General features: G+C 59.7%; 23 protein-coding genes. 6 read left to right on the top strand and 17 right to left on the bottom strand.

Translation table 11 applies throughout. The features are described 5' to 3' along the window. Positions 1-69: 69 nt before the first annotated feature. Both TQ39_RS06655 and TQ39_RS06660 read left to right on the top strand, forming a co-directional pair. Positions 70-1,233 (top strand): CobW family GTP-binding protein, encoded by a 1,164-nt coding sequence (locus TQ39_RS06655; protein ID WP_050004974.1) that lies wholly within the window; start codon positions 70-72, stop codon positions 1,231-1,233. 2 nt (positions 1,234-1,235) lie between these two features. Beyond that, positions 1,236-2,180: a TIGR03943 family putative permease subunit gene (locus TQ39_RS06660; protein ID WP_009324779.1), complete on the top strand. Its 945-nt coding sequence runs from the start codon at positions 1,236-1,238 to the stop codon at positions 2,178-2,180. 70 nt (positions 2,181-2,250) lie between these two features. Here the strand turns inward: TQ39_RS06660 and TQ39_RS06665 are convergent, their stop codons facing one another. The 5 genes from TQ39_RS06665 to TQ39_RS06690 all read right to left on the bottom strand — a co-directional run bounded on the left by TQ39_RS06665 (position 2,251) and on the right by TQ39_RS06690 (position 8,411). Further along, positions 2,251-2,967: an ABC transporter permease gene (locus TQ39_RS06665; protein WP_009324780.1), complete on the bottom strand. Its 717-nt coding sequence runs from the start codon at positions 2,965-2,967 to the stop codon at positions 2,251-2,253. Then, positions 2,964-3,806: an ABC transporter ATP-binding protein gene (locus TQ39_RS06670; RefSeq protein WP_050004975.1), complete on the bottom strand. Its 843-nt coding sequence runs from the start codon at positions 3,804-3,806 to the stop codon at positions 2,964-2,966. The genes TQ39_RS06665 and TQ39_RS06670 overlap by 4 nt, the downstream gene beginning before the upstream one ends. Before the next feature lie 300 nt (positions 3,807-4,106). Further along, a complete protein-coding gene (locus tag TQ39_RS06680; protein WP_050004977.1) occupies positions 4,107-5,009 on the bottom strand; it encodes a LytTR family transcriptional regulator DNA-binding domain-containing protein in 903 nt (300 codons plus the stop codon). 1 nt (position 5,010) lies between these two features. Next, the gene (gene recQ / locus TQ39_RS06685; RefSeq protein WP_009324783.1) at positions 5,011-6,831 is read right to left on the bottom strand and encodes a DNA helicase RecQ; all 1,821 of its coding nucleotides are present in this window, start codon (positions 6,829-6,831) and stop codon (positions 5,011-5,013) included. Beyond that, the gene (locus tag TQ39_RS06690) at positions 6,813-8,411 is read right to left on the bottom strand and encodes an ABC-F family ATP-binding cassette domain-containing protein (protein ID WP_050005043.1); all 1,599 of its coding nucleotides are present in this window, start codon (positions 8,409-8,411) and stop codon (positions 6,813-6,815) included. The genes recQ and TQ39_RS06690 overlap by 19 nt, the downstream gene beginning before the upstream one ends. 432 nt (positions 8,412-8,843) lie before the next feature. Here TQ39_RS06690 and metA point away from each other — a divergent pair, with 432 nt between their 5' ends. Together metA and TQ39_RS06700 are read left to right on the top strand one after the other, a co-directional pair. Continuing rightward, positions 8,844-9,758, top strand: coding sequence for a homoserine O-acetyltransferase MetA (gene metA / locus TQ39_RS06695; protein ID WP_009324785.1), 915 nt, complete (start codon positions 8,844-8,846; stop codon positions 9,756-9,758). Between the two features lies 1 nt (position 9,759). Continuing rightward, positions 9,760-11,136 carry an MATE family efflux transporter gene (locus TQ39_RS06700; RefSeq protein ID WP_009324786.1) on the top strand — a complete coding sequence of 459 codons (1,377 nt, stop codon included), beginning with the start codon at positions 9,760-9,762 and terminating at the stop codon, positions 11,134-11,136. A 65-nt stretch (positions 11,137-11,201) separates the two neighbouring features. Here the strand turns inward: TQ39_RS06700 and TQ39_RS06705 are convergent, their stop codons facing one another. From TQ39_RS06705 to TQ39_RS06725, 5 genes are all read right to left on the bottom strand, one after another. After that, a complete protein-coding gene (locus TQ39_RS06705) occupies positions 11,202-12,083 on the bottom strand; it encodes a carbon-nitrogen hydrolase family protein (protein ID WP_050004978.1) in 882 nt (293 codons plus the stop codon). A 16-nt stretch (positions 12,084-12,099) separates the two neighbouring features. Further along, positions 12,100-13,269 (bottom strand): MFS transporter, encoded by a 1,170-nt coding sequence (locus tag TQ39_RS06710; RefSeq protein WP_050004979.1) that lies wholly within the window; start codon positions 13,267-13,269, stop codon positions 12,100-12,102. Positions 13,270-13,338: 69 nt separating this feature from the next. Next, positions 13,339-13,827 carry an NUDIX domain-containing protein gene (locus TQ39_RS06715; RefSeq protein WP_050004980.1) on the bottom strand — a complete coding sequence of 163 codons (489 nt, stop codon included), beginning with the start codon at positions 13,825-13,827 and terminating at the stop codon, positions 13,339-13,341. Positions 13,828-14,328: 501 nt separating this feature from the next. After that, positions 14,329-15,093, bottom strand: coding sequence for a helix-turn-helix domain-containing protein (locus TQ39_RS06720; RefSeq protein ID WP_050004981.1), 765 nt, complete (start codon positions 15,091-15,093; stop codon positions 14,329-14,331). 174 nt (positions 15,094-15,267) lie between these two features. Next, on the bottom strand, positions 15,268-16,284 hold the full coding sequence (locus TQ39_RS06725; protein ID WP_050004982.1) for a sugar kinase: 1,017 nt from the start codon (positions 16,282-16,284) through the stop codon (positions 15,268-15,270). Positions 16,285-16,557: 273 nt separating this feature from the next. Between TQ39_RS06725 and TQ39_RS06730 the strand changes: the two genes are divergently transcribed. Together TQ39_RS06730 and TQ39_RS06735 are read left to right on the top strand one after the other, a co-directional pair. Further along, the gene (locus tag TQ39_RS06730) at positions 16,558-17,934 is read left to right on the top strand and encodes an MATE family efflux transporter (protein WP_242853459.1); all 1,377 of its coding nucleotides are present in this window, start codon (positions 16,558-16,560) and stop codon (positions 17,932-17,934) included. A 33-nt stretch (positions 17,935-17,967) separates the two neighbouring features. After that, complete coding sequence (locus TQ39_RS06735) at positions 17,968-19,242, top strand: AI-2E family transporter (RefSeq protein ID WP_009324793.1); 1,275 nt, start codon at positions 17,968-17,970, stop codon at positions 19,240-19,242. A 113-nt stretch (positions 19,243-19,355) separates the two neighbouring features. Here the strand turns inward: TQ39_RS06735 and TQ39_RS06740 are convergent, their stop codons facing one another. From TQ39_RS06740 to TQ39_RS06770, 7 genes are all read right to left on the bottom strand, one after another. Then, a complete protein-coding gene (locus TQ39_RS06740) occupies positions 19,356-19,709 on the bottom strand; it encodes a GNAT family N-acetyltransferase (protein ID WP_242853460.1) in 354 nt (117 codons plus the stop codon). Positions 19,710-19,953: 244 nt separating this feature from the next. Further along, entirely contained in the window at positions 19,954-20,379 is a 426-nt protein-coding gene (gene ruvX / locus TQ39_RS06745; protein WP_050004983.1) for a Holliday junction resolvase RuvX, read from the bottom strand. Between the two features lie 101 nt (positions 20,380-20,480). Further along, the gene (locus TQ39_RS06750) at positions 20,481-20,933 is read right to left on the bottom strand and encodes a threonine/serine exporter family protein (protein ID WP_050004984.1); all 453 of its coding nucleotides are present in this window, start codon (positions 20,931-20,933) and stop codon (positions 20,481-20,483) included. Between the two features lie 2 nt (positions 20,934-20,935). Continuing rightward, on the bottom strand, positions 20,936-21,730 hold the full coding sequence (locus TQ39_RS06755; RefSeq protein WP_069955702.1) for a threonine/serine exporter family protein: 795 nt from the start codon (positions 21,728-21,730) through the stop codon (positions 20,936-20,938). 104 nt (positions 21,731-21,834) lie between these two features. After that, positions 21,835-22,881 carry an exo-alpha-sialidase gene (locus tag TQ39_RS06760; RefSeq protein ID WP_082052149.1) on the bottom strand — a complete coding sequence of 349 codons (1,047 nt, stop codon included), beginning with the start codon at positions 22,879-22,881 and terminating at the stop codon, positions 21,835-21,837. A 180-nt stretch (positions 22,882-23,061) separates the two neighbouring features. Next, the gene (locus TQ39_RS06765; protein ID WP_050004986.1) at positions 23,062-24,330 is read right to left on the bottom strand and encodes an MFS transporter; all 1,269 of its coding nucleotides are present in this window, start codon (positions 24,328-24,330) and stop codon (positions 23,062-23,064) included. Continuing rightward, on the bottom strand, positions 24,327-26,396 hold the full coding sequence (locus tag TQ39_RS06770) for a hypothetical protein (protein ID WP_050004987.1): 2,070 nt from the start codon (positions 26,394-26,396) through the stop codon (positions 24,327-24,329). Before TQ39_RS06770 ends, TQ39_RS06765 begins: the two co-directional genes overlap by 4 nt. Positions 26,397-26,440 lie beyond the last annotated feature (44 nt).

The following is a 26,440-nucleotide window of genomic DNA, read 5'->3' on the forward strand; positions in this document are numbered from 1 at the left end:
TTCCGCCGTATTTGTACGTTACACGCCGCTGCCCTGGATGCAGCGGCGTTTTGCATGGAGGTAACAGCAATGACAAAAATCACAATTTTTTCCGGATTCCTGGGCGCGGGCAAGACCACGCTCATCAAAAAACTCATCCCCACGGCCTACAAGGGCGAAAAGCTGGTGCTCATTGAAAATGAATTCGGTGAGATCGGCATCGACGGCGGCTTTATGAAAGACGCCGGTATCGAAGTAACGGAGATGAACTCTGGCTGCATCTGCTGCAGCCTGGTGGGCGATTTTGGCGCGGCGCTGCAAAAGGTACTGGACGAATACCATCCCGACCGTATCCTCATCGAGCCGTCCGGCGTGGGCAAGCTGTCCGACGTCATCCGCGCCGTTCAGGCCCTGCATGCCGATGTGGAGCTTGCGGGCTTCGTCACCGTGGCGGATGCATCCAAATGCCGCATTTATATGAAAAACTTCGGTGAATTTTACAACAACCAGATCGAGCACGCCAGCGCCATCATTCTGAGCCGCACGCAGAACCTGCCGGAGGATAAACTGGCCGCGGCCGTTGCGCTGCTGCGCGGGCACAACGAAAAGGCCCCCATCGTCACCACGCCGTGGGACGCGCTCACCGGCGCGCAGCTTTTGGACGCGATGGAACAGAAAAACAGCCTGATGGCGGAGCTGACCGCTCTTGCCGGGGAAACTGCCCACACGCATCATCACCATGAAGATGGCTGTACCTGCGAGGCGTGCCGACATGAGCATGGGCATGATGAACACCGCCACGACCACGGGGATGAGCATTGCCACGACGAAGCACACGCACACGGTGGAAACTGCTGTCACAGCGCAGAAGAGCATCACCACGGCGAAGACTGCACCTGCGGGACATGCCGGGACGGGCACGGCCATAACCACGCCGAACACCATCATCACAGCCACGAGGGGCATCACCACGCGGACGAGGTGTTCACAAGCTGGGGAATGGAATCGCCCCGCAAATTCACCGAGGCTGAGGTTGCATTCTGCCTGACGGCTCTGGATTCCGGCGACTACGGCGCGGTGCTGCGCGCCAAGGGCATCGTCCCCGCGGCGGACGGGACCTGGCTGCATTTTGACTATGTTCCCGGTGAGCAGGACATCCGCACGGGCGCCGCCGATTACACCGGCCGCCTGTGCGTTATCGGCGCACAGCTCAACGAAGCGGCGCTCAAAACGCTGTTCGGCGGGGAGGCATGAGCATGAGTATCCCTGTTTATCTGTTCACGGGCTTTCTGGACGCGGGCAAAACCGCTTTCATTCAGGAAACGCTGGAGGACCCGGGCTTCAACACCGGAGAAAAAACGCTGGTGCTGCTGTGCGAGGAAGGTGAAAATGAATACCGCCCCGAAAGGTTCGCAGGCGGAAACGTCAGCTTTCTGCCGGTGGAGGAGCAGGCCGGCCTGACCACCGCTTTTTTAAAAGACTACCAGAAAAAACACCGTGTGGACCGCGTGCTCATTGAATACAACGGTATGTGGCCGCTTCAGGCGCTGTATGACGCGCTGCCCACGGACTGGGATATCTACCAGATCATCCTTCTGGCGGACTCTACCACCTTCGCCTCCTATATGACCAATATGCGCCAGCTTGCCGTGGACAAATTGCAGGACCCTGAAATGGTGATCTTCAACCGCTGCACCGACGCCACGGACAAGGCGTACCTGCACCGCGCCGTTCGCATGGTGAACCGCCGCGCCCAGATGGCGTTTGAGCGCACCGACGGCAGCGTGGACCCCGACGACGTTGTGGATGAGCTGCCCTTTGATACTGACGCGCCTGTCATAGACATCGCGGACGAGGATTTCGGGCTGTGGTATCTGGACGCTATGGACAACCTGGACAAATACATGGGCAAGACCGTGCGCTTCAAGGGTTATGTCTGTCAGACGCCCCGTGTGCCCAAGGGCTGCTTTGTGCCCGGCCGCTTCGGCATGACATGCTGCGCCGAGGATATCTCTTTCATCGGTTTTATCTGCGCGGCGGAAAACGCCGCCGCGCTGCAGCACCGCAGCTGGGTGACCGTGACGGCCACCGTGGGCGCAAAGGAGCATCCCATCTATGACGGCGTCGGCCCCTGGCTGGAGGCTGCCAGCGTCACCCCCGCCCAGCCGCCCAAGGAAGAGCTTGTATACTTCCTGCGCTGAACCGAAAACAGCATCCGCCCGCCGGGTATCCGGCGGGCGGATGCTGTTTATTGAACGATAAAAATTCCGCTCAGTTGTCCACGCCCTTTTTGCGGAAGGCCAGCGCGAACAGCACTGCACTGCCCGCCGTCCACACGGCAAGCACAGCGACGTCCCAAAGCACGTTCGCCCCCATCCACGATTGGTGCCCAAGCCCCAGAAACATTAAATCGGCCGTAGCCGTGGTCGGCACAAAGGACGCGACTTTCTGAAGCACGCCGCCCATCCCGGCAAACATGGTGGGCAGCATGAATACCAGAGCCAGCGGGCCTGCAATGGTGCCCGTAGAGGTCTGGTCCCGGCAGACGATCCCCGTCAGGCCGCCCAACAGCAGCATCGTTATGCTGCCTGCCGTGCACACCAGCAGGAATACCGGAAGCTGCACCGGGCCGAAGCCCGTCAGAAAAAACAACACCGTGTCCACCAGCAGAGTGCCTGCCAGCACCGCCAGCGTTTTCGCGGCCAGAAACTCCCCGCCCGTCACATTGCACAGCATCAGCGTGCGCATGGTGTTCTTTTCCTTTTCCTCGGCGATCATCATGCCCAGCACGGAAAGCGGCGTCAGGCACAGGTTCATCATCACGCCCAGCATCAGGAGATAAGCGGGCGACATGCCAAGATCTACGAACTGATAGATAACGATAAAGATCAGCGGCAGCGCCAGCATCAGGAGGACGTTGGGATTTTTGAACATATCCACAATGTCCTTTACAAACAGCGTGCGCAAAACACGCAGATGCTTTTTCATACCAAATTCCTCCCCGTCACCTGCAAAAATATTTCTTCAAGGTCCGGCTCTTCCGAATGCACGGACGCAATGCCCCGTCCGGAAAGGTCCGCCAGCAGCGCCCCAATCGCCTCTGGATTCCTGGCACACTCCAGCGCCTCACCGTCCTCCAGCAATACGCGCACCCTGTCTTTGGCATACTTCAGCTTCAGTTGTGCGGGCACGCCTGTCTCGGCAATACGCCCCTCGTTCAAAAAAGCCACGCGGGCGCACAAACGGTCCGCCTCCTCCATGTTGTGCGTGGTGAGGAAGATCGTCGTGCCGCCGTCGTTCATTTCCCGCAGCAGGCGGTGGATGGCCGCCGTGGTGGCGGGGTCCAGCGCAGCGGTGGGCTCGTCCAGAAACAGAAGCCGGGGCCGGTGCAGCACGGCCATGGCTAAGATCAGCCTCTGGCGCATACCCTTAGAGAGCTTTTTTGCCACGCGCTTGCCCGCGTCGGCCAGGCCCACTTTTTCCAGCACTTCCCCGATGCGGGAGGCGGGCAGGCCGCGCAGGTCTGCAAACAGCTTCATATTTTCATAGACGCTCATACGCTCGTACACGCCGCTGTTGTCGGACAAAATGCCGATCTGCTCATAAGCCGCGCTGTCAAGGCGGGCAATGGGCGCGCCGAATACGGCAATCTCTCCCGCGCCGGGCCGGAGCTGACGTGTGAGAAGCTTGATGGTAGTGGTTTTTCCCGCGCCCGAAGGCCCAAGAAAACCAAAAATCTCCCCTTCCTTCACGGCAAAGCTCAGGCCGTCCAGCGCCCGGGTACTGCCGAAGGAAAGGGATACGTTCTGCATGGATAGAATGTCCATTGGCGGTTCGCTCCTTTCGGTGAATGATATCATTTTACCGAAAAAAAAGCAGTCTTGCTACAAAAATGCCGTGAAGGGAGCATCCCAAACGGCGAACGGAGCATTACGGGGCATGAACGGAGCAGAAACCATTGCCGTTTTCCGCCGCCGCCCTTTTATTTCCGGCGCGAAAATTCCTCCAAAGGCCCATAAAGCAGATACGGGCATCCGTATCGAAACGATAAGCTGCGCCATCCCCGCCGCATACGCCGCCCGGGCAGGCACAGCTTTTATTTTCTCCCGCCATACGCGGCTTCTTTGTCAAAACCGGTACTGCCGCCGCATGGCATCAATGCGGCCCTTGCTGAGCGGCACACCGGATTCCGGCCCGTTCTCCAGCCGCAGCGCGTAGCTGTTGCGCGTCCAGCGCACCACCTCCTGTACCTTCTGCATGTTCACAAGGTAGGAGCGGTGGCAGCGAAAAAAGCCGTAGCGTTCCAACCGGGCGGACAGCTCCTCCAGCGTGAGCGCGCAGGCGTATTCTTCGCCCCGGACGCTGAGCGCCGTGCGGCCGGACGCGCTTTCGGCAAAGTCGATGTCCGAGGGATTGAACAGCAGCAATGTCTCCCCGGCTTTGGCCGGGATCTTTTCCACCGCTGCGCCCTGCGCCGCGCTTTCCTCGGCGGCCTCAAGCCTTTCCAATCCGTTCCCGTCCAAATGGTAACGCTCGCCCGGCAGCAGATAGACCGTGCGCGTGGAAGCCGTGGCCGCGATGCAGCGCCGGCCTGTGGACGGCACGCCGTCCATCCATTCCAGAATGCGCCTGCATCCTTCCGCGTCCTGCCCAGCCAACGGTTCTTCGATGTAAAACACCTCGGGAGCGCGGACGATCTCCCGCGCGATGGAAAGCCGCCTGCGCTGGGCCGGCGTCAAACGGCGCAGCGGTGTGCGCCGCGCATCCTCCAGCCCCATGGCGGCCAGCGCGGCGTCGGCCATGCCCCGTGTGCCCGCCATCCGCTCGAACAGACGCAGGTAAGCCGCCGTATCCATTCTGTCGTAAAAGCCTTCGTCCGCACGCACGAAGCCAACGCTGCGCCCGCTTCGGGCCAGCTCCGCGCGCAAAGGCGCGCAAAGCTCCGGCGCACACTCGAAGTTCACGGCACAGCCGCCGCCTTTCAGCAGCAGTTCCCGGGCTGCGTGCGGCAGCGCCGCACTGCTTTCCATGTCAGCTTTCCTCCCCGATCCGTTCCAAAAACGCTTTGCCGTAGGCGTCGGCCTTTTTGCCGCCCACGCCCGGCACCTTCAAAAATTCAGCCATCGTGCGCGGCTTTTGGGCGCTCATGGCGCGCAGCGTCGCGTCGGTGAAAATAACGAACGCAGGCACGCCCGCGCGCTTTGCGAATTTCAAACGCAGTTCCTTCAGGCGCTCGAACAGCGCCATATCCGCGGGCAATGCCGCCGTGCTCTCGTGGGCGCGGGGTGCCTCCTTGGCCACGCGCAGCGTGACGGTGCCGCCGTATTCCAGAAATTCCAGCGCGGGCGCCCCCAGTGAAAGCGTGGGATACTGCCCCGCTGCCTGTTCCAGATAACCCGCGGCCGTAAGGTGGTTGAAGATCGCGCGCAGCCGCGCGGCGGAAACACTGCGCAGGCGGCCATAGCCGTCGGCACGCTCCAGCCGGTGGCGCAACACGCGCTCGCTCTCGCTGCCGCGCAGTGCGTCGATGACAGTGGCCGCGCCCAGCGGGTAGCGCAGGTCCCTCAGGAACAGGAAGATGATGCGGGCCTCGCCGCTCACGTCCACCTTTTCCGTCTGCGTGCTGCACACCGAGCAGTTGTCGCAGTGTTCGGGCGCGTTCTCGCCGAAATAGCGCAGCAGATACGCCCGCAGGCAGCTGCCGGAATGGCAGTAAAATGTCATACGGCGCAGCCGTTCCTCGTCCTTCTCCCGTACCAGGCGGCGCGTTTCCTCGTCCAGCGCGTCGTTTTCATCGTCCTTTTCAATAAAAAACCGGTTCGTCACCACATCCTTGCCGCCATACAGCAAAATACAGTCCGCCGGCTGGCCGTCGCGGCCCGCGCGCCCGGCCTCCTGGTAATAGCTCTCGATGTTTTTTGGCATGTTGTAATGCAGCACAAAGCTGACATTGGATTTGTCGATGCCCATGCCGAAAGCGTTCGTCGCCACCATCACCCGCGCTTCGTCATACAAAAACGCGTCCTGGTTGCGCTGGCGCTCGTCCGCCGAAAGGCCCGCGTGATAACGCGTGGCCGCGTAACCGTCAGCCCGCAGCTTTTCGCACACCTCTTCCACGGTCTTGCGCGTCAGGCAGTACACAATGCCCGAAGCGCCCGTGTGGGCCGCCAGATACCGTGTGACGGCCGCGTATTTGTCCCGCGGTTCCTCCACACCAAAATACAAATTCGGCCTGTCGAAGCCCGTCACCACGGTTACAGGGTCCGCGAGGCCCAGCAGGCGCACGATATCCTCCCGCACCTCGCCCGTGGCCGTGGCCGTAAACGCCCCCACCACGGGGCGGCGGGGCAGCGTTTCCAGAAAGCGGGCGATATCCAGATACCCGGGACGGAAATCCTGCCCCCACTGAGACACGCAGTGGGCCTCGTCCACACACACCATGCTGATGTTCATGCCCTGCGCAAAATTCTGAAAGCGCGGCGTGAACAGCCGCTCGGGCGCGACGTAGATGATTTTATACACACCTTCCATAGCGTTGGCTATGGCCTTCGCCGTCTGCCCCTCCGTCAGGGAAGAGTTCAGGTATGCGGCGCGCACGCCGCTTTGCACCAGCGCGTTGACCTGGTCCTTCATCAGGCTGATGAGCGGCGACACCACCAGCGTGATGCCCGGCAGCAGCAGCGCGGGCAACTGGTAGCACATGGATTTGCCCGCGCCCGTGGGCATGATGCCCATGGCGTCGCGCCCCTGCAAAAGCGCGTCGATGAGCTGCTCCTGCCCGGGGCGAAAACCCTCGTAGCCGAAAACAGATTTGAGCAACGCGCGTTTTTCACTCACCGGTTGTGCTTCCATTCCAAAAATTCCTCGTAAGTGCCCGTGCGGTCCAGACAGCCCGGCTGGCCCAGCGGCAGCTCGATGATGCGGTTCGCGATCTCATCGATGAACTGGTGGTCATGGGACGAGAAAAGCAGGTTGCCGGGAAAGCGCGCCAGGCCGTCGGCCAGCGCCTGGATGCTCTCCAGGTCCAGATGGTTGGTGGGCTGGTCCAGCAGCAGCACATTGGCGTGGGTCATCATCATACGGCTGAGCATACAGCGTACCTTTTCGCCGCCGGACAGCACCTTTGCGGGCTTGTATACCTCGTCGCCGGAAAACAGCATCCGGCCCAGAAAACCGCGCAGATATGTTTCGGTGGTGTCCTCGCTGTACTGGCGCAGCCAACAGATAAGGTCCTCGTCAAAGCCCTCAAAAAAAGCGGAATTGTCTTGGGGAAAATAGCTCTGGCTCGTGGAAACGCCCCACTTGAAGCTGCCCGCGTCCGGCTCCATCTCGCCTGTCAGGATCTTGAACAGCGCGGTCTGGCCCGCCTCGTTTTCGCCCACGAGGGCGATTTTGTCGCCCTTGTTGGCGATAAAGCTGACATTGTCCAGCACCTTCACGCCGTCCACCGTCTTGGTGATGCCCTCCACAAACAGGATGTCCTTTCCGGCCTCCCGCTCCGGCTCAAAGCCCACATAAGGGTATTTGCGGCTGGAGGCGGGCATCTCCTCCAGCGTAATGGAATCCAGTATCTTCTTGCGGCTTGTGGCCTGCTTGGATTTGGATTTGTTTGCGGAAAAGCGCTGGATAAAGTTTTGCAGATCGCGGATCTTTTCCTCTTTTTTCTTATTCTGGTTGCGGATGAGCTGCTGCATCAGCTGGCTGGATTCGTACCAGAAATCGTAGTTGCCCGCATACATCTGCACCTTGTTGTAATCGATATCCACGATATGGGTGCAAACCGCATTCAAAAAGTGGCGGTCATGGCTGACGACGATGATGGTGCCGGGATAATCCATCAAAAATTCTTCCAGCCAGTCGATGGATTCAATGTCCAGGCCGTTGGTGGGCTCGTCCAGCAGCACGATGGACGGCCGGCCGAACAGAGCCTGCGCCAGCAGTACCTTCACCTTCTGGCGGCCGTCCATCGCCGACATGGGCGCGGTATGCAGGTCCATCGGAATGCCCAAACCGTTCAAAAGCTGGTCCGCCTCCGTCTCGGCCTCCCAGCCGTTCATCTCGGCAAATTCACCCTCCAGCTCAGCGGCTTTTTCACCGTCCGCGTCGGTAAAGTCCTCTTTCGCATACAGCGCTTCTTTTTCTTTCATAATGTCATACAGGCGGCGGTTGCCCATGATGACGGTGTCCATAACATTGTACTCGTCGTATTTGAAATGGTCCTGCTCCAGAACGCTCATCCGGTCGTCCGCGCCCATAGTCACCGAGCCGGTGGTAGGCTCCAGCGCGCCGGAAAGGATGCGCAGCAGCGTGGACTTGCCGGCGCCGTTCGCTCCGATGATGCCATAGCAGTTGCCGGCCGCAAATTTCAGATCGACGTGTTTATACAGCGTGCTGCCCGCGAACTGCAGGCTGACGTCGGTTACAGTTAACATAAAATTCTCCTTTTTCCCGGGCCGCACCGCACAATCCGCGGCTGACGCCTTAAACTCCGTCCCGCCTGCAGCTTTTCCGTCCTGTTTCGCAAAAGCCCTCGCCAAAACACAACGTGCGGCGGTTTCGCCCACGGGCGAAATCGCGCTGAATGGAGCCGCCTGCGCCGAAGGCACAAGCTGTGAGCCTTGTTTCATGTGACGAAAAAATTTTTGTACGGTCCGGCGTTTTGGAATGCTACAATGCCGCCCTTTTACAAAACGCTATCTTGTTTACCATACCATGCCCGGCACGCTTTGTAAATACCTTTATACTTTATTATTATGGACACACGGCGCTTGACGGATGCCGCCGCCATGCCGTACAATGGATGCTGTACCCCCGCTGCGGCAGCGCCCCGCGCCCCGGGCGGGTTCAGAAAGGAGCGCCGCTTTATGCCGCTGATCATCCCACAGACCCTGCCCGCCTACAAGGCGCTCGAGGAAGAAAACGTGTTCGTCATGCACCGGGCCCGCGCCATGACGCAGGACATCCGCCCGCTGCGCATCCTGCTGGTAAATCTGATGCCGACGAAAATCGCCACCGAAACACAGATCGCCCGCATGCTGGCCAACAGCCCCCTGCAGGTGGAGCTGACGCTGTTGCACATGGATTCCCACGAGAGCACGCATGTGCCCGGAGCGCATCTGGAGGCGTTTTACAAAACCTTCGACGAGATCAAAACCGAGCGCTTCGACGGCATGATCGTTACCGGCGCGCCCGTGGAAATGCTGGCCTACGAGGAAGTAGATTACTGGCCCGAGCTTTGCGCCATTTTTGAATACAGCAAAACGCACGTGTACAGCACGGTGCACATCTGCTGGGGCGCGCAGGCTGCGCTGTATTACCATTACGGCATCCACAAGCGCGTACTGCCGCAAAAAGTGTTCGGCATTTTCGCCCACCGGGTGACACGCCCGAAAAACCCGCTGGTGCGCGGCTTTGACGAAGTGTTCTACGCGCCCCATTCCCGCCATACCGAGCTTTGCCGCGAGGAGGTGGACGCCTGCCCTGCGCTGCGTGTGCTGGCCGAAAGCGGCAGGGCCGGGCTGCATATCCTCGCCACGGATTCCGGCCGCCAGATCTTTGTGTGCGGCCATATGGAATACGACCGCGACACCCTGCGCCTGGAGTACGAGCGCGACGTTAAAAGAGGCCTTCCCATCGCCGTACCGGAGAATTATTTTGAGGATGACGACCCTGCCAAGGGCGTTGTTTTCCGCTGGCGCAGCCACGCCAACCTGTTTTTTTCGAACTGGCTGAATTATTACGTCTATCAGGAAACGCCTTACGATTTGGAGAAGCTGTGAAATGGAAGCAAAGACAGTAAAAAGCAATATGACGGATATGACACAGGGCAGCCCAGCCAGACTGATCCTGTTTTTCGCGCTGCCGCTGCTGGTGGGCAACATGTTCCAGCAGCTTTACAATATGGTGGACAGCATCGTAGTGGGCCGCTTTGTGGGCAGCACGGCGCTGGCCGCCGTGGGTACGGCGTTTCCTGTGGTGTTCCTGCTGTCCAGTATGTTTATGGGGCTGGGCATCGGAGCCATGGTCATGGTGAGCCAGTTCTACGGTGCGGGCGACGCCGAACGCCTGAAGGCCACCATCGACACTATCTATACCGCGCTCATCGTCGGCATCGTGCCGCTCTCCATCGTGGGCATCCTTGTCAGCCGCCCCATCATAGCGCTGCTGGCGGTCCCGGCCGACACCGCGGACCAGTGCTGGATCTACATGGTCATCGTGCTGGGCGGGCTGATCGGCAGCCTGGGGTATAATGCCAACTCCGGCATCCTTCAGGGTCTGGGCGACAGCAAAACGCCGCTGCTGTTCCTTGTCATAGCGTGCATCATCAACATCGTACTGGACCTTCTGTTCGTGGTGGTATTCCACTGGGGGGTAGCGGGCGTGGCCATTGCCACCATCATTGCACAGGCGTTCAGCTGGATATTCGGCATTTTCTACATCAACAAAAAATATCCCCAGATCCACATCCATCCGTTCTGCTTCAAGTTCGACAAAGCGCTTTTCGGCCAGATCGTCAAGCTGGGCGTGCCCGCCGGCGTGCAGCAGGCGCTGTTCAGCTTCGGCGTCATGGCCATGCAGCGGCTCATCAACAGCTACGGTTCGGCGTTTATGGCGGGCTTCAACGGCGCCAACAAGCTGGATACCTTTGCCTTTATGCCCATCCAAAGCTTTGCCACCGCAGCCACCACGTTCGTTGGGCAAAACATCGGCGCCAACAGGCCCGAGCGCGTGCACAAGGGCACTGTTGCCACGCTGTGGATGAGCTGCGGCTTCAGCGTGCTGGTGGCCGCGCTGCTGCTGCCCACGGGACGCTTCTGCATGCGTCTGTTCTCCACCGAACCCGCCGTCATTGAAAGCGGATTTGCGTACCTGGCGCGCATTCTGCCGTTCTACTGGATGCTGGCCATTATGTTCGTGCTGTCCAGCATCATGCGGGGCGCGGGCGAGATGATGGTGCCTATGATCTCCAGCCTTGCGGCGCTGTGGCTGGCCCGTGTGCCCGCGGCCTATCTGCTGGCGCATTTTTTCGGGCCGATGAACATCCATTTCTGCTACGCCATCGGCTGGGCGCTGGGGCTGGCCATCTGCGTGCCGTACTATTTCTCCGGCCGCTGGAAAGAAAAAAGCATTGTCGTGCGCGCGGCCGGCGGAAGCTGAATACAAAAAAGCGCCTTGAACGGGACCTTCAAAAGTCCTGTTCAGGGCGCGCTTTTTTGCTGCTGCTATTTTCGACGGTCTGCCCGGACAAAAGGCGGCTCAACGCGCGGATCCACCAGAAGCCTGTATTTTTCAGGACGGCGGTATGCGTTGCCGTGCGCCTCGCATTCGCGGTAGGCGCGAAGCCGCGCCAAATCAAGTGCGGCAAGATAAATTCCTTCCTCTTTATCCGCTTGCAGGATACAGGTATCCCGCGAGCCCTCCAATTCGGGAAGATATGCTACGCCGTCAAAAGCGCTGGAGCCGCCGTTGCAATCCGGAACAGATGCCGGATAATTGCAGGTGGCGACCGCCAGCATGTTTTCAAAGGCCCTTCCCCGCAGCTGGGAAAGGCGGTTGATTTCCATAGGACAGGCATTGGGAACCAAAATGAGCTCTGCCCCTTTCAACATCAGGACCCGTGCGCTCTCCGGGAATTCCCTGTCGTAGCAGATCATTGCCCCTACTTTTACTTCACCGCAGGCGGTATCCAAAGCGCAAACGTAAAAATCCTCACCGGGTGTCAGCTCCCGCTCCACATCAAAATCACAGGTATGCACTTTGGCGTAAACGAGCTTTCTCTCTCCGAACCTGTCAAAAAGAACAAGCGTATTGCGCGGGCCTCCCGCATATTCTTCCAGCAGCGTGACGCCGATGGCCATTTCCAGCTCCCCGGCAAGCCGCTGGAAGGAACGGACAAAGCTGCCGCCGGACGGAACAGCCTCAGCCTTCCACTCCTCCGCGGGTCGCCCGTAAATATTGTATCCGTTGCTCCACATCTCGGGGAACAAAGCGATATCCGCCCCCATCTTCTTTGCTTTCCGACAGGCACGGATTCCCTTTTCCAGATTCTCTTCCAAGCCGCCGCAGGGCGCTATCTGCAATAAGGCAATTTTCAAAGGCCGCATATATGCCTCTCCCCCTTTACCGCCCGCACAGCGTGCGAACGCGTTCCGCACACAGCAGCATTCCGGCCACGCCCGCCAGCAGGAACGCCGGCAGCAGACCGATGCCCAGCCGTGCGGCCAGCACGCCGAACAGAGCGGGCACAAATGTGGTGCCCACATATGCGCATGCCATCTGCAGGCCAATGACCGCCTGGGAACGCTCCGCCCCAAAGCGGTAAGGCGTTTCATGGATCATACTCGGGTACACGGGCGCAAAGCCCAGCCCAAGCACGGCCATTGCCGCCACGCCGAACCCGGCAGGCAGCGGCAGCATCAGCAGTACGGCGCCCCCGGCGCTGACGAGCTGGCCCAGCCGGATGAGCGCCGCGCTTTTCATACGCATACTGGCAAACCCGGAAAGGAACCGTCCCAAAGTGATGCCCAGAAAGTACAGCGACACGCCCCGGGCCGCCGCCTCTGCTGAAAGCCCCCGTGCTTCCACCAGGTAGCTGGCGCCCCAAAGGCCCGCGGCCGCCTCGATGGCACAATAGAAAAAGAATGTCGCCAGCGCGCCTTTCACGCCCGGAATGTTCAGCGTGCTTTGTTTTTTGCCCGCCTGCTTCGCGGCCGCGGCCTCGGCCCGCAGAGCCGCCCGGTCCTCATATCTGTCCCACATGGGCAGCGTGACGGCCAGCACCGCCACCAGACAGAACTGGATGGCACACACCGCGCCGTAACCACCGCGCCAGCCATGCTTCCCGCCCAGGAACAGCGATAGGATAACAGGCCCCAATGTAGCTCCCACGCCCCAAAAGCAGTGCAGCCAGCTCATGTGGCGCGCCTCGTAGTGCAGCGCCACAAAGTTGTTCAGCCCCGCGTCCACCGCGCCCGCGCCCAGGCCCATTGGCACCGCCGCCAGCGCAAGCCACCAGAAGCCCGGCGCAAGCGCATAGCCCAGCAGTGCGCAGGCCGTCATTGTCACACTTACCAGCGTTACACGGCCGGTGCCGAAGCGGTGCAGCATCCTGTCCGCCGAAAGGCTGGCCACCACCGTGCCGCCCGCCACGATCATTGAAAGCACGCCCGCACTGTCCAGCGGTACGCCCAACGCGGGCTGCATGGCGGGCCACGCCGCGCCCAGCAGCGAATCCGGCAAGCCCAGGCTGATGAATGCCGCGTAGATCATACAAAGAAAAAACGTCGCCATAGATCCGGTCCCTTCTGCCCCATCGGGGCGATGTCCTGTGCATGCGCCGGGCTAAGCCCACGGCGCGGTTTAAAACTCCGCAAGCTCCGTAAATGCACTGTCCTCCGCTTCGGTGACGCTCCCATAGATGCACCGGGTCCTGCAGCCCACACGCAGATAATGGCGCAAAACGGTCTTTGCCGTGAAAGGCATCTCCCGCTTCAGCACGCTGTCATACGGCACCCACTCCAGCCTGCCCTCATCACATGTGCCTCTCACTGCGGCGCCGGGCTTCAGCCCTGCAAAAAAATAGTAATTCTGCCGGATCTCCCCGTTTTTCATGCGCAGCGTGATATACCGCAGACGCAGCTCCTCCAGGCTTTCCTCCGTAAGGCCGGTCTCTTCCCGCAGCTCCCGCAGAGCACAGGCCCGAGGGTCGTTCAATTCGGCCTGCTCAAAATGGCCGCCTACGCCGCACCAGGACGGCGCTACCACGCGGGAGCCGACCCGGTACAGCATCAGCAGTTTCCCCTCCCGGAAAAGGTATACCGCAGTCATATTCCGCAGCTTCTCAGCCATGGCGTTTCCCTCCGTCCGGCGCACTGCTGCACGCCAATGTTTCCAGTATAAAACGGGCCGCCCGTTTTTTCAAGCCGGACAGCCTGTTTCATCTTGGAAAAGAACTGCTTTTTCGCCAAGGTGCTTCCGAACAGGCGTTTGGCCCCGTTCGCCGCGCACGGCGGTCTTCGCCGCAGCTTCGCTTTAAACGCCCCGCGCCGGCCCGCGGGGCGCACAGCATTGTTTGAAATGAAAAAGGGGACAGCTGAGCGCTAAGGGCCGCATCCCCTTTCGGCGCGGTTGTCCGCAAGGGGACTTTGCACGCTTCTATACGCGCCTGCGGGCGCAGTTCCCCTTTTGGCCGCATGCGCCCCATGGCCTGCACTTTGCTTCGCAAGGCTGCATGGCTTTGCCGCCGCCAGCTTTTTCTCCGGAAGCTCTTTTACCTTTTCACTTTTTTCGGCATTCCGACAGGCCGCCCGTTCTTTTATCGCCTCGGCAAAAACGGAATGCCGCAGCGCTTCACGCCGCCCCCAGGCTCAGCAGCCACCGCAGCGCGGGACAGAGTCCCGGACAATTCGCCGTCAGATACGCCGCCACATCCTGCATCTTCGTCGCTTCGGTGATAACCAGGCCCGCATCTGCATTCGCCCCCACAGAGACAGGCGCCGCAGCTGCGCCGCCCACGGCCACCCGGGAAGCAACGGCCGCGCCGCCCATGGCGTACATACCAATGGCACAGCCGCCTGCCGCCACCAGCCCCACGGCCACGCCGCCCACAGCGAACCCGCCCAGCGCAAGGCCGCCCAGGCTCAGCAGGCCCACACCGATGCCGCAGAAGCTTACAACGCCCACGCCAAATCCCCCCAGCGCGACGATGCCCGTGGCAATATTGCCGATGGCGATGACGCCTTTTGCACGCCGTAGGCCATAGCCGCAGTTGATGTGCACCAGTGGAAGGCCGAGCAGTGTGTGTTTGCTTTTGTATTCATAACCGGGAACAACGTTTACCGTCGCGCCCGCCGGCACACACACCGTCTGTCCTGCCGTCACCACCTGCACCGTACCGCTGGGCTTCGTTTCCACCACGGCCTCCGGCCGCACCAACGCGTCCAGTGAAGTACCGAACAGGTCCGCCAGAGCCACCAGCTTGGGCAGATCCGGCATGGTCTGCCCCGCCTCCCATTTGCTCACCGCCTGACGGGAAACATCCATCAAGTCTGCAAGCTGTTCCTGGGAAAAGCCTTTTTCCCGCCGCAGCCGCACAAGGTTATCCGCAAAGGTCATATTGATCTCTCCTTTTGTTTTTGATGGACTTATCATAGCCTGTTCCCCTTTCTGTGCGCCACCAACCTGCGCCTTGCAATTTGTCAACCGCAGGTTGCGTGTGCTTTTTCTGCTCTTCACAAAGCAAAAAGGGCCGCGCCGTGGCGCGGCCCGCAAAACAAGCGGGGAGTGCGGTCAGCGGTTCATCTCGCTCACCGGGCCCGTGGCGTTGTGCTCCCGGATGATGCGGTCGATCTCCTTGAAATCGGAAGAAGGCAGATCGCCCGGCACTGTGTTTTTGACGCTGGATGTGGCGTTACCGAACTGCATGGCTTTCTGTGGATCGCCGTATTTTAACAGGCCGAACAGCACACCCGCCACATAGGCGTCGCCGGAACCGATGCGGTCAATGACGTCGATGTTGGTATAGGGCGGCTCCGTGTAAAACGCGTCCTGCTGGGCGGAATACAGCACCGAGGTGAAATTGTGCTTACGCGGGCTGAGGACCGTGCGCTGGGTGGTGGCGACAATTTTCACGCCGTACTCCTGCGCGTAACTTTTCATGATGTCCTGCAGCTCTCCGGTTTTTTGGAACATACGGCGGCTGGTCTCTTCAGAAACGAACAATACATCCACCAGCGGCAGGATGCCTTTGATGGTCTCTCGCGCTTCGTCTTCACCCCACAGGTTCGCACGGTAGTTCACGTCAAAGGAGATGAGCGCGCCGTTTTCCTTGAATTTTTTCAGCACCTGAATGGCCACGTCGCGCGTGCCCAGCGCCAGGCTGATCCCGCTTAGATGGAACATCCGCGCGGAAGAAAACGCCTCGGCCGGAATATCGTCCATCGTAAGGCCGCAGACGGAAGCGTTGAATCGGTCATACACGATGGTCGGCTTGCGCGGCGCGGCGCCCATCTCATAATAATAGATGCCGAGGCGTGCGCGCGGGTCGTCGTCATACGTTAAATAATCATCCGACACGCCGACGAAGCGGATGCGGTTTTTGATGAAGGTCCCCAGCTCGTTCTGCGGCAAGCGAGAGATGATGCCCGTTCGCAGGCCCATGAGCGCTACGCCGGAGGCTACGTTCAGCTCCGCGCCGCCGGCGCGCTTTTCAAAAATGTCCCCATCCACGATGCGGGCATGACGCGGCGGCGAAAGCCGCAGCATGATCTCGCCGAAGGTAATGAGGTCGAACGCCTTTTTTTCCATAGGAAAGCCCTCCATACGGTTATTTTCAATTTCAGTATAGCATAAAACTCCGCGCCTTGCGAGAAGGTTTTGCATTGTGGAACGTGCCTCCCGCCCGCCGCATCAGCACTGTGCAACTCTTGCGCGGGCGGGTTGTAAAAGGTGCGGAAAGGGCACCATGCGGTTTCTTTCTTTTGCTGCGCATGCTATAATAAAAATGTATTGAAAATTTACAAAAGAGCCGGAGCGGCCCGAAGCGGGGTTGCTCCACAAGGTCAAAAAGGAGAGGTTTTTTTGCAGAACAAGGACGAAGCGCTGGGCACACAACCCATTGGCAAGCTGATGCTCAGTCTTGCCCTGCCGGCCGTTGCCGCGCAGTTCATCAACATGCTGTACAATATCGTGGACCGGATCTACATCGGCAACATCCCCGGCACAGGCGCACTTGCGCTGACAGGCGTGGGCGTTACGTTCCCCATCATCCTGCTGGTCTCGGCCTTTGCCGCATTCGCCGGAATGGGCGGCGCGCCGCTGGCTTCCATCCAGCTGGGCGCCGGCAACCGTGAAGGTGCGGAAAAAATTCTGGGCAACTGCTTTTCCATGCTTCTGGTGCTGTCTGTTACACTGACAGTCATTTTCAGCATCTTCAAAACGCCGCTGTTGTATATGTTCGGCGCCTCCGACGCCATCATCGGCTATGCGGAGGACTATATCTCCATTTACCTGGCGGGTACTATTTTCGTACAGCTTGCTCTGGGCCTCAACACTTTCATCAGCGCACAGGGCCACGCCACCGTTGCAATGCTCAGCGTGCTCATCGGCGCGGTCATTAACATCGTGCTCGACCCGGTGTTTATTTTCGTGTTCGGCATGGGCGTTTCCGGCGCGGCGCTGGCTACCATCCTTTCTCAAGCCGTCAGCGCCGCGTGGGTGCTGCGCTTTTTGTCCAGCGCAAAAAGCGGCATCCGCATCCGGCGCGGGAACATGAAGTTCGAAAAGCGTGTGGTTGGCAAGGTCATCGGGCTGGGCATCGCTCCTTTCATCATGCAAAGCACCGAGAGCCTTGTGAATATCACGCTGAACGCCGGGCTGCAGCGCTACGGCGGCGACCTGTACGTGGGCAGTATGACCATTATGCAGAGCGTGATGCAGATGCTCGTCATGCCCATCCAGGGCATCACACAGGGCGCGCAGCCCATTATGAGCTACAACTACGGCGCCAAGAATTACAGCCGCGTGCGCAAAACTTTCAGCCTGCTGCTCAAGGTAATGCTGCTCGTTACCGTCTCGGGCTTTGCCCTGGCCGCGCTCCTTCCCGGCGTGCTGGCGCGCATGTTCACTCAGGACGCGGAGCTGATAGAAATCGTTAAAAAAATGATGCCCATTTTCTTCGGCGGCATTTGGGCCTTCGGCGCGCAAATGGCCTGCCAGACCACCTTTATGGCGCTTGGCCAGGCCAAGATCAGCCTGTTCCTGGCGCTGCTGCGCAAAGTGGTGCTGTTGGTGCCCCTGGCATTGCTGCTGCCTGTTGTCATGGGCGGCAATGTGCTGGGCATCTATATTGCCGAGCCTGTGGCCGACGTGATCGCCAGCTTTACCACGCTGTCCCTGTTCCTCATCAAGCGCAAAACGCTGCTGCCCGACGGCGGCGCACCCGCAAAAAGCAAATAACCCGACGCTTATTTTCAAACGACGGAGGCTGCCGTGAAGCACGATTCCTTTAAAACTTATCTGCACTGGGGGCTCACTGCCTTCGGCGTTGTCGCGTTGAGCATCCTGTTCTTTTTCTCTCTGTTCAAGGTGGGCGCGCTGGTGCATTTCTTCCAAACGCTGCTGGGCATTTTAATGCCGTTTGTGTACGGGCTGGCCATGGCCTATCTGCTGACTCCGGTGTTCAACTGGCTGCACGCGCGCTTTGCGCCCGCGCTGCAAAAACACGTAAAAAATCCACGCCGTGCTGCCCGCGCCGCAAAATTTCTTTCCACGACGCTTTCGGTGCTGCTGGCGCTGCTGCTTGTAGCCGCGCTGCTGTGGATGGTGCTGCCGCAGGTGATCTCCAGCATCGTCGGGCTGGTGGAATCCAATCTGCTGACGAACAGCATCCAGAACGTGACGGGCTGGATCGAGGACACGCTTCAGAACAACCCGCAGTTCGAAGCTGCCGCACAGCGGGTATATGCCGAAGCCGTGGCAGCTCTCACCGCATGGGTAAAAACGGACATGCTGCCCCAGCTGACGAACCTGATGAGCGGGCTGCTGGGCACCCTGACCTTTTTCAAGAATGTATTCATCGGCATCATCATCGCCATTTATGTGCTCAACAGCAAACAGCTTTTTGCCGCACAGGCCAAAAAATTGCTGTACGGCTGCCTGAGCACCCGCCGCGCCAATATCGTGCTGGATAACGCACGTTTTACTCACCGGGTATTCGGCGGCTTCATCAACGGCAAGCTGCTGGATTCCCTCATCATCGGCATCCTGTGTTTTGTTGGGATGACAGCGCTGCGCATGCCGTATGCGATGCTCATCAGCGTGGTGGTGGGCGTAACGAACATCATCCCGTTTTTCGGGCCGTTTATCGGTGCCATTCCCAGCGGGCTGCTTATCCTTCTCATCGACCCGCTCAAGGCGCTTTACTTCGTGCTTTTTATCCTTGCGCTGCAGCAATTCGACGGCAATATCCTGGGCCCAAAAATTCTGGGCGATTCCACCGGCCTTTCCAGCTTTTGGGTGATGTTCGCCATTCTGCTGGCCGGCGGGCTGTTCGGGTTTGTCGGCATGGTCGTCGGCGTGCCGCTGTTTGCGGTGCTGTACAGCATCCTCTCCGGGCTGGTGTGCCATTCGCTGCGCCGCAGGGGCATGCCGGAGGAAACACAGGCCTATTATGAACTGGACCATGTGGATGAGCGCACACACGACATCCTATACAATGAGGCTCCGGCCCGGCCGGCCGCGGGATCTGCGGACAGGCCTGAATGACCGTCTGTCCGCTTTGAATTGAAAATCGGGGATGTATGATACATCCCCGATTTTATTTTTCCACTTTCCGGCCGTGCGCTCCGTTTTTTTATACCCGCCAGCCTTCGCCCGCGTTACAGCACCCTTTCCATCACCACAGCCGTATAGCTTCCGTTGTTCACTTCCTCGCCTGTGCGCACAAAACCATTCTTGGTCCAGAATGCCTCGCTTTGGCAGTTTCCTTTGGCAAAGCCCAGCCTGGCACGCCTCAGACCCTGCCGTTTCAAAAAGCAGAGGCACTCTTCGATGATCGCCGTTCCCGTCCCTTTTCCCTGGCTGGCGGAATCCACCATGAAAAGGCCGATGAACGCAGTCTCATCATTGGGATATTTGAGGATCAGGTCCATAACGGCTGTCAGCATACTGCCGTCAAAAAATCCAACGTAAAATTTATCTTCTCCGCTTTTCCCCGGCGGCAGAACTTTCATATCCTCCCGGATGCTTTCCAACGTTACACACGGCGGACAATATTTGTAAAATATGGGATTTCCCGCCGAAAGGCGGTACACTGCGCCGACATCGCTGTCACACAGCCTTCTGGCGCCATACCTCGAAGATAACCCGGCGGGCTCCATCCTTTCCCCTTCTTTCTCACCTATGGCTTCATGCTGCTCCGGCTGGAAAACAGGCAGGGCCGCCGCAAATGCGGCGGCCCTGCCTGTATCCGTCTGTTCAGCTTTTTCCCGTATTGCGGCGGTATGCCATGTAACTTTCCAAAATCACCGTCGCCGCCACCGCGTCCAGCACATCCTTACGCCTTTTGCCGTAAGTGCCGTTTTCCGAAAGGATGTTCGCCGCGCTTACGGTCGTCTGCCGCTCGTCCCACAGCTCCACGGGAATGGGCACAATGGCCCGCAGCGTATCGGCCAGCTTATGGCTCTTCTGGGCGCGCGGGCCCTCACTGCCGTCCATGTTTTTCGGCAGGCCGATGACGATCATCCCCACCTCATATTCGCGGCTGGCGTACACGATTTTTTCCGCCACCTTGGCCAGACTCTTCTCCTCGATGATGCCGATGGGACTGGCCAGGAACTCGGTGCGGTCACACACAGCAAGGCCCGTTCGGGCATCGCCGTAATCCACTGCCATGATCTTCATTGCATTCTCCCTTCCTGCATGCTTGTATCTCATGCGGAATATACCTTTTATCATACAGGATACGGATGGTTTTTTCAAGCTGCGGCACACCCTGAAGCGCTCTATTTGCCGCCCCGCGCCCGCACACGCAGGCCCGCGATGATATTCATGAGCGACGCCACACAGATAATGCCCAACGCAATTGCACCGGCCTCGGTGAGCACCCGCTGGGCATACTGGCCGAACGCCTCATACTGCCCGCGCACAAGAAAGCTCATCATATAATATAGGTCGCCGCCTGGAATCAGCGGAATGAGCATGGGAACCAGCAGCATGATGACCGGCGCCTTGACGGCGCGCGCCAGCAGCTCGCTGGCCAACGCCGCCGCCAGCGTGGCGAAAAACAGGCCCGCAAAAATATCCAGGCCGTTACAGGTGCAGGCCAGATACACCGCCCACGCCAACGCGCCGCCTCCGGCGGCCAGCAGCAGCTTGCGCCCGCGGATATTGAACAGCACGGCAAACCCAACCGAGCCGATGCAGCCCATAAGCGTCTGTACAAAATACCAAGCCATTTTCATCCCCCCATCCGCATCAGCACGGCTGCAAAGCCGATGGCAATGGCCAGAGCCTTGAGCACGGCCTCGCTGAGTCCCAGAAGGCCGGAAATGGTATCGCCGTTAATCATGTCCCGCAGCGAGGTCGTCAGCGCAATGCCCGGAATGAGCAGCATGATGTTGCCGATGATGATCTTATCCGGGTTCTGGCCCAGGCCGAAGCCCACCATCAGCATGACGGCCAGTGCTGCCAGCGCGCTGGCCAGCATACTCTGCAAAATACCGTTGAGCCGCAGCCGCTGGCAAAAGCGCAGCGCGCCGAACAGCAGCATGCCCGAAACGGCCGCCGTCGCAGCGTCGCGTAACGTGCCGCCGAAAAAGGCGGAGAACGCCGCTGAGATAACGGCGTACATGGCGCACTGGGCGGCGTCCGGGTAAGCCGGGGCATTGCGTACCTCCTCCACCGCCTGCCGGAATTTTTCCGGCGGCAGCGGGCCTGCACACAGTCTGCGCGAGAGCGCGTTCACCCGTTCCACACGGCCCAGGTCCGTATCCCGCGCGCGGATGCGCCGCGTTTGTGTAAGTGCGCGCCCCTCCGGTGTGCGCACCGTCAGCACGATGCTGGACGTGATGGTAAAAACGTCCGCCTGCGCAAAACCATACACCATACACAATCGGGTGAGGGTATCCTCCACACGCATCACCTCGGCACCGCTGGTCAAGAGCAGTTCACCCATGTCCAGAATGCACGCCAAAAGCGCGCCGTCCTGCGTTTCCGCCTCGCCCGGCGGCGCGGCGGCCTGTCCCTGTGCCATGCGTTTCCCCTCCGCAAAATCCACAATTTTTCCGGCGGCATCCGCGGGCGCGGGGCCCGCGTGAACCACACAAAGCGCGGCACAGCGTGCCGCGCTTTCTGTTTTTACTCCTTGATCTCCAGCACCAGGTGTTCAATGGCCGTATGCCGGTTCATATATACCACATTCAGACGGCCGTCCCTGTCCCTGCACATGGCGGGCTGGCATTTATTTCCCGGCGCGGCGGCCAGTTCGATAAGGTTTTTCCAGGTTTTTCCCTCATCCTTCGAATAGGCCAGCGTCAGAGGGCTGCGCTCGTGCCAGTCTGCCACAGGCGTGTCGTTGTAGGCCATCAGGATGGTGTCTTTGTCCCAGCTGATGACATCGATCTTCGATTCGTTATTGAGGATGGTTGTGGGCACAGGCTGCGTCCAGGTTTTGCCGCCGTCCCGGCTTTCGGCTGTATACGACACCAGTGATTTCACGCCCGCGCCCCAGCCCGTACTGCCCGGACAGGTACGCGTGAACATACGGATGGTGCCGTCCGGCCGAAGGCAAAGCGCCGGCTCCCGGATGAGATTGCCGTCGTCCGCAGAGAGGATGGGGCCTTTTTCCCATGTCTCGCCGTCGTCGTGGGAAAGATAGATGCGAACTGCGCCGAAGTATTTATCCGGAAGCTCACTGCTTGTGGAGGCGAACACGATGGTGCCGTCATCCAGCAGGACGCTGTCGTTGGAGGCGTGGCCGCTCTGGATGCCCGCGGGCTGCGCCGGCTCCCATGTGCGGCCGCCGTCCTTCGTTTTGCGTGTCCACAGCTCGTCCCGGCCGTTGCACCAGGTGGTGAAGTTCACCTCGGTGTCCAGAAATTTTGCGAACAGGAGAATGATCTCCCCCTTTTTGTTTTTGAGAAACACCGGGTCATGGCAGCAATAACGGATGTCACAGCCCACGGCGTCCGGGTTCGACCATTCTTTTGCGCCCGGCTCCAGCACAGACACCCAGTCTTTGGCGTCGCGGCCCATGGGGTCGCCGTTCCACTGCAAAAAGCCACCGTTCCATACGGCCAGCAGATTGCCGTTGTCCGCCAGCGTCAGGCTGGGCATATGATAGCACTGGCGCTCGTCGAACCACTCGACGACCCACTTTCTGTCTATGATCTTTGCCTGCATCATATTTCTCCTTTTTTAACAATGGGAAGCTTGCTGGGGCAGCAGCCGCCCTGAATTTCTTTGCGTTGCCGGGCCGGCAGGGTTTTCTTTCCGCAGTTTTTTAACAACGGAAAGCGCTTTGCGGCCAACGGCTCTTCCGTTTTTGGCAAATATGTTTTTGTTTATGCGGAAAAACGCCCGCGTTCAAGCCCCCGGCGCGGCCTGCTTCGCGGAGCGCATGGCCCCGCGGCACAGCAGCACCGTGCCCACCTGGGTGAGCGTCAGCACAAGCAGGCTCCACACCTGCACGCCCACATCCTCGCCCACATATACGTTCATAACGATGATGATGGAAAGCCCCACACAGCGCCCAAGCTCCAGAACGGTATCGTTGACAGCCAGCAGCTCGGGCCGGTGGTCGTCCATCTCGGGCACCAGCTGCATCATATCCAGAAAAGTGCTGTATGTGGAATTCTCCAGAAAGCCCGCAAAAAACGAATTGACCACTGTATATAGAATAACCGTCATCGGGCTGAGATGCAAGATGCAAAGTGCGGCAATGCCTGTGAGCACCGCTACCGCGACACCCATATACCGTACCCGGTTCGCCAGTGAAAGGATGCGGCTGGCGATGACGTAGGAAGCGATGGCCGCCGCGGCTGAAAGGAAGGTATTGAAGCCCACCAGCAGCTCATTTTTCACCATCTGGTACAAAACGATACTGAGGATGAACGTGAACGCACCTTCTCTCACCCCTTTGCAGCCCTGCGCAGCCAGGCTGTACAGCAGATGCCGGTTGCGTCCAATGGCGCGCAGCGTGCGGGGATAGTCCACCTTATGCGCGCCCGCCATACGGCGCTTGGGCAGCCGCAGCGCCAGCGCACAGGTGACGGCGGACACGGCAAACGACAGCCCGAACACCGCCATATAGCCCCGCGTACCGCCCACTGCGTCGATGATGAAGCCCGCCAGCAGCGGGATGGTGAGGTTGACGACGTTGGCGCAGATGTTCACAATGGCAAGGCCGCTGTCCCGGTTGGTAAGGTCTGTGGAATCCGACAGCAGATGGCCGTAGCTCAGCCAGTAGCAGCCGTCCGCAAGACCCGCCAGAAGCCCAAGCCACAAGTGCCAGCGCGAGGCGTTGTCCCCCAGCACGATCAGCAGCAGATACAGCACATTGTAGCCCAAAATACCCAGCACCGCCGTCACGCCGGAATCCGTGCGCTGCAAAAGCCCTGCCGCCAGCAGCATGGCCGCCGCGCTGCCCAGGAAAAACGTAGCGTTATACATCACCACGACCTTTACGTCGCCCGTCTGCCCCAACAGCATCGTATTGATAAATACATGGGGCAGGCCGTAAAATACCAGAAAACACGCATGCACCGACAAAAAACGGTAAAATCCGCCGCCCAGCGTCTCGCCGTTCACCAGCACCTTCAGATAGCCAATAAATGCCCTTATTTTTTTGCTCATGCCGGGGTCTCCCCTTCCGCCCCCGGCGCGGGCATGCGCAGCAGAACAGCTTCCATGCTGGGCACATCTACCGGCACCCGAACGCCTGTTCCCGCCGCTTCACACACAGCGGCCTGCGGCGCGGCCTGTTCTACGTGCGAACGCCAGACCTCCGCGCTTTCCGGCGCAGTTCCCGCAGAAAACGCCAGCTCCACAGCGTCGGCATCATCCGTGCTGCCGTTTACAAGGTAGACATCCAATCCCCCGTCCCGTACAAAGCAGTACGGCTCCAGATACGGCGCGCCGCACACCAGCGGAAACGGCGCGCCCGCTGTGCGCAGCACGTCGTGCAGCACAGCCTGGCGCATGCTGTTCAGCAGCATGGGCGGGATGGATACAGAGCTTTCAAAATTCCCGAAGGGATAGACGAGTACGCGGCCGTCCACCACCACCTGGCCGTGGGCGGTACGGCGGCGGAAAGAATCGTACAGCGCAGTATATTCGTTCACCTGTGCGCCCTGCGCATAGGTCACATCCAGCGCGTCGCTGCACGAGACGATGGCCGAGGCCCGTGCGTTTTTACGCCCGCAGTAGGTCTTGCCGTTCGTCACCTGCTCATAGGCGTAGCCGCCGTCGTTTTGGCGCAGCCAGCGCACGCTCTCAATGCCCGCAAGGCGGCCAAGTCCCATTTCGCACAATGTCCAGGCCGCGTCTCCGTTCAAAATAACGAAATTATTAGCGAACAGCCGCGCCAGCGTTCCCGCATCCCAATTGCGCAGCACCTGGCCGGATGCCGCCACTATCTGACCCGTCAGTTCGGGGCTGCCGGTGTAAGCATAGGGCACGCCCATGGCGGGCAGCAAGCCGGCAAAAAACGCCTCCTGCGGATACAGCTCCTCCATGGAAGAACCTTCCCGCGTGTGCAGCGTGTACGAAGAACAGGGGCTGTACAGTACGCGTACCCCCAGGCGCTCCTCTCTGAACACACCTCTGCGGGTCAGGGCATTCAGATAGGGCTTTGTACGGTGCAGCATCTGCTGATAGCCATCCTCCCAAACGATGCCGTTGCCGTTGAGGTCATACAAGTCGATGGTGATGCCCGCCAGATCCAGCGGCAGTGCGCTCAGCAGCTGGAAACGCGTGAACCGGCGGGATTTCGAAAACAATGAGAACGGAAAGTTTTCCAGCTCCGGGTATACCTCGGTCTCCGATGGGAGCATTGCACGGGTGAGCATAGACACCATATTGAATCCGTGCAGATAGTTCGACGGGGAATTTTCCTGATATCCGGGCAGATGCACACGGTCCACAGGCGGGCGTCCAGCCGCAAGCGTGTGCAGCAATGCATGCCAGTCGCGCCCCTCGGCGGCGTGGATGTGCGGAGCCGAGCTCATGAGGCCCACCTTCGCCTGCTTTGACGCAGCGCGCACCGCCTGTCCGATGGCTCCGGCGGCGCTGAGCATCGTCTCACGGCTCACATCCAGCCATATCTTCCGATAAGGATGCGGCTCGCCGGGACACAGCACGCCTGCCAGAAATTCTTCCCGCGTCAGCGGCTTGCCCGCGCGGGCGCTGTACAGCTTCATATGCTCGTCACAAAAGCAGCCTCCCCACGCAAGAGGCTCGTGGTTATGCAGACGGAAGTCGTCCTCCACCCAAAGGATGGAGGGCTCCAGCTCCGCATAGCGCGCGTACAGCCGGGCGATGTATTTCTGCCATTCGCCGCACAGCGGGCAGACGCACAGCTTCGCTTCATTTCCCTCCACATCCACCATGGGGCGAAAGTTCTGCTCCGGCCGCAGCGTTTTGCCAAGGTCCGCGTGCATGACGCTGTGCCACTGGTTAACAGACATCGTAACACCTTTTTCGGCCAGCAGCGCGCTGATTTTGCGCATCATTGCAAGATACACGTCCTGCTCGTCAAAGCTCATATGGCCGGTGTTGATCTCCTCCACGTTGGCGAATACGGCCACGTCGTCGATATCCGCCTCGTCCACATAGCGCAGCAGCGCCGGGATCTCCTCGGCATCGTTGAAGCCGGGGTCGCAGCAGAAGCGGAAAATATATTGAAATGGATCTTTTTTCATAGGGCGGCAGCCCTCCTGTCTGTGAAATGCGGCCGCGCCGCGCG

Origin of the sequence: Ruthenibacterium lactatiformans, assembly GCF_000949455.1 — a bacterium.
Lineage (GTDB): Bacteria > Bacillota > Clostridia > Oscillospirales > Ruminococcaceae > Ruthenibacterium > Ruthenibacterium lactatiformans.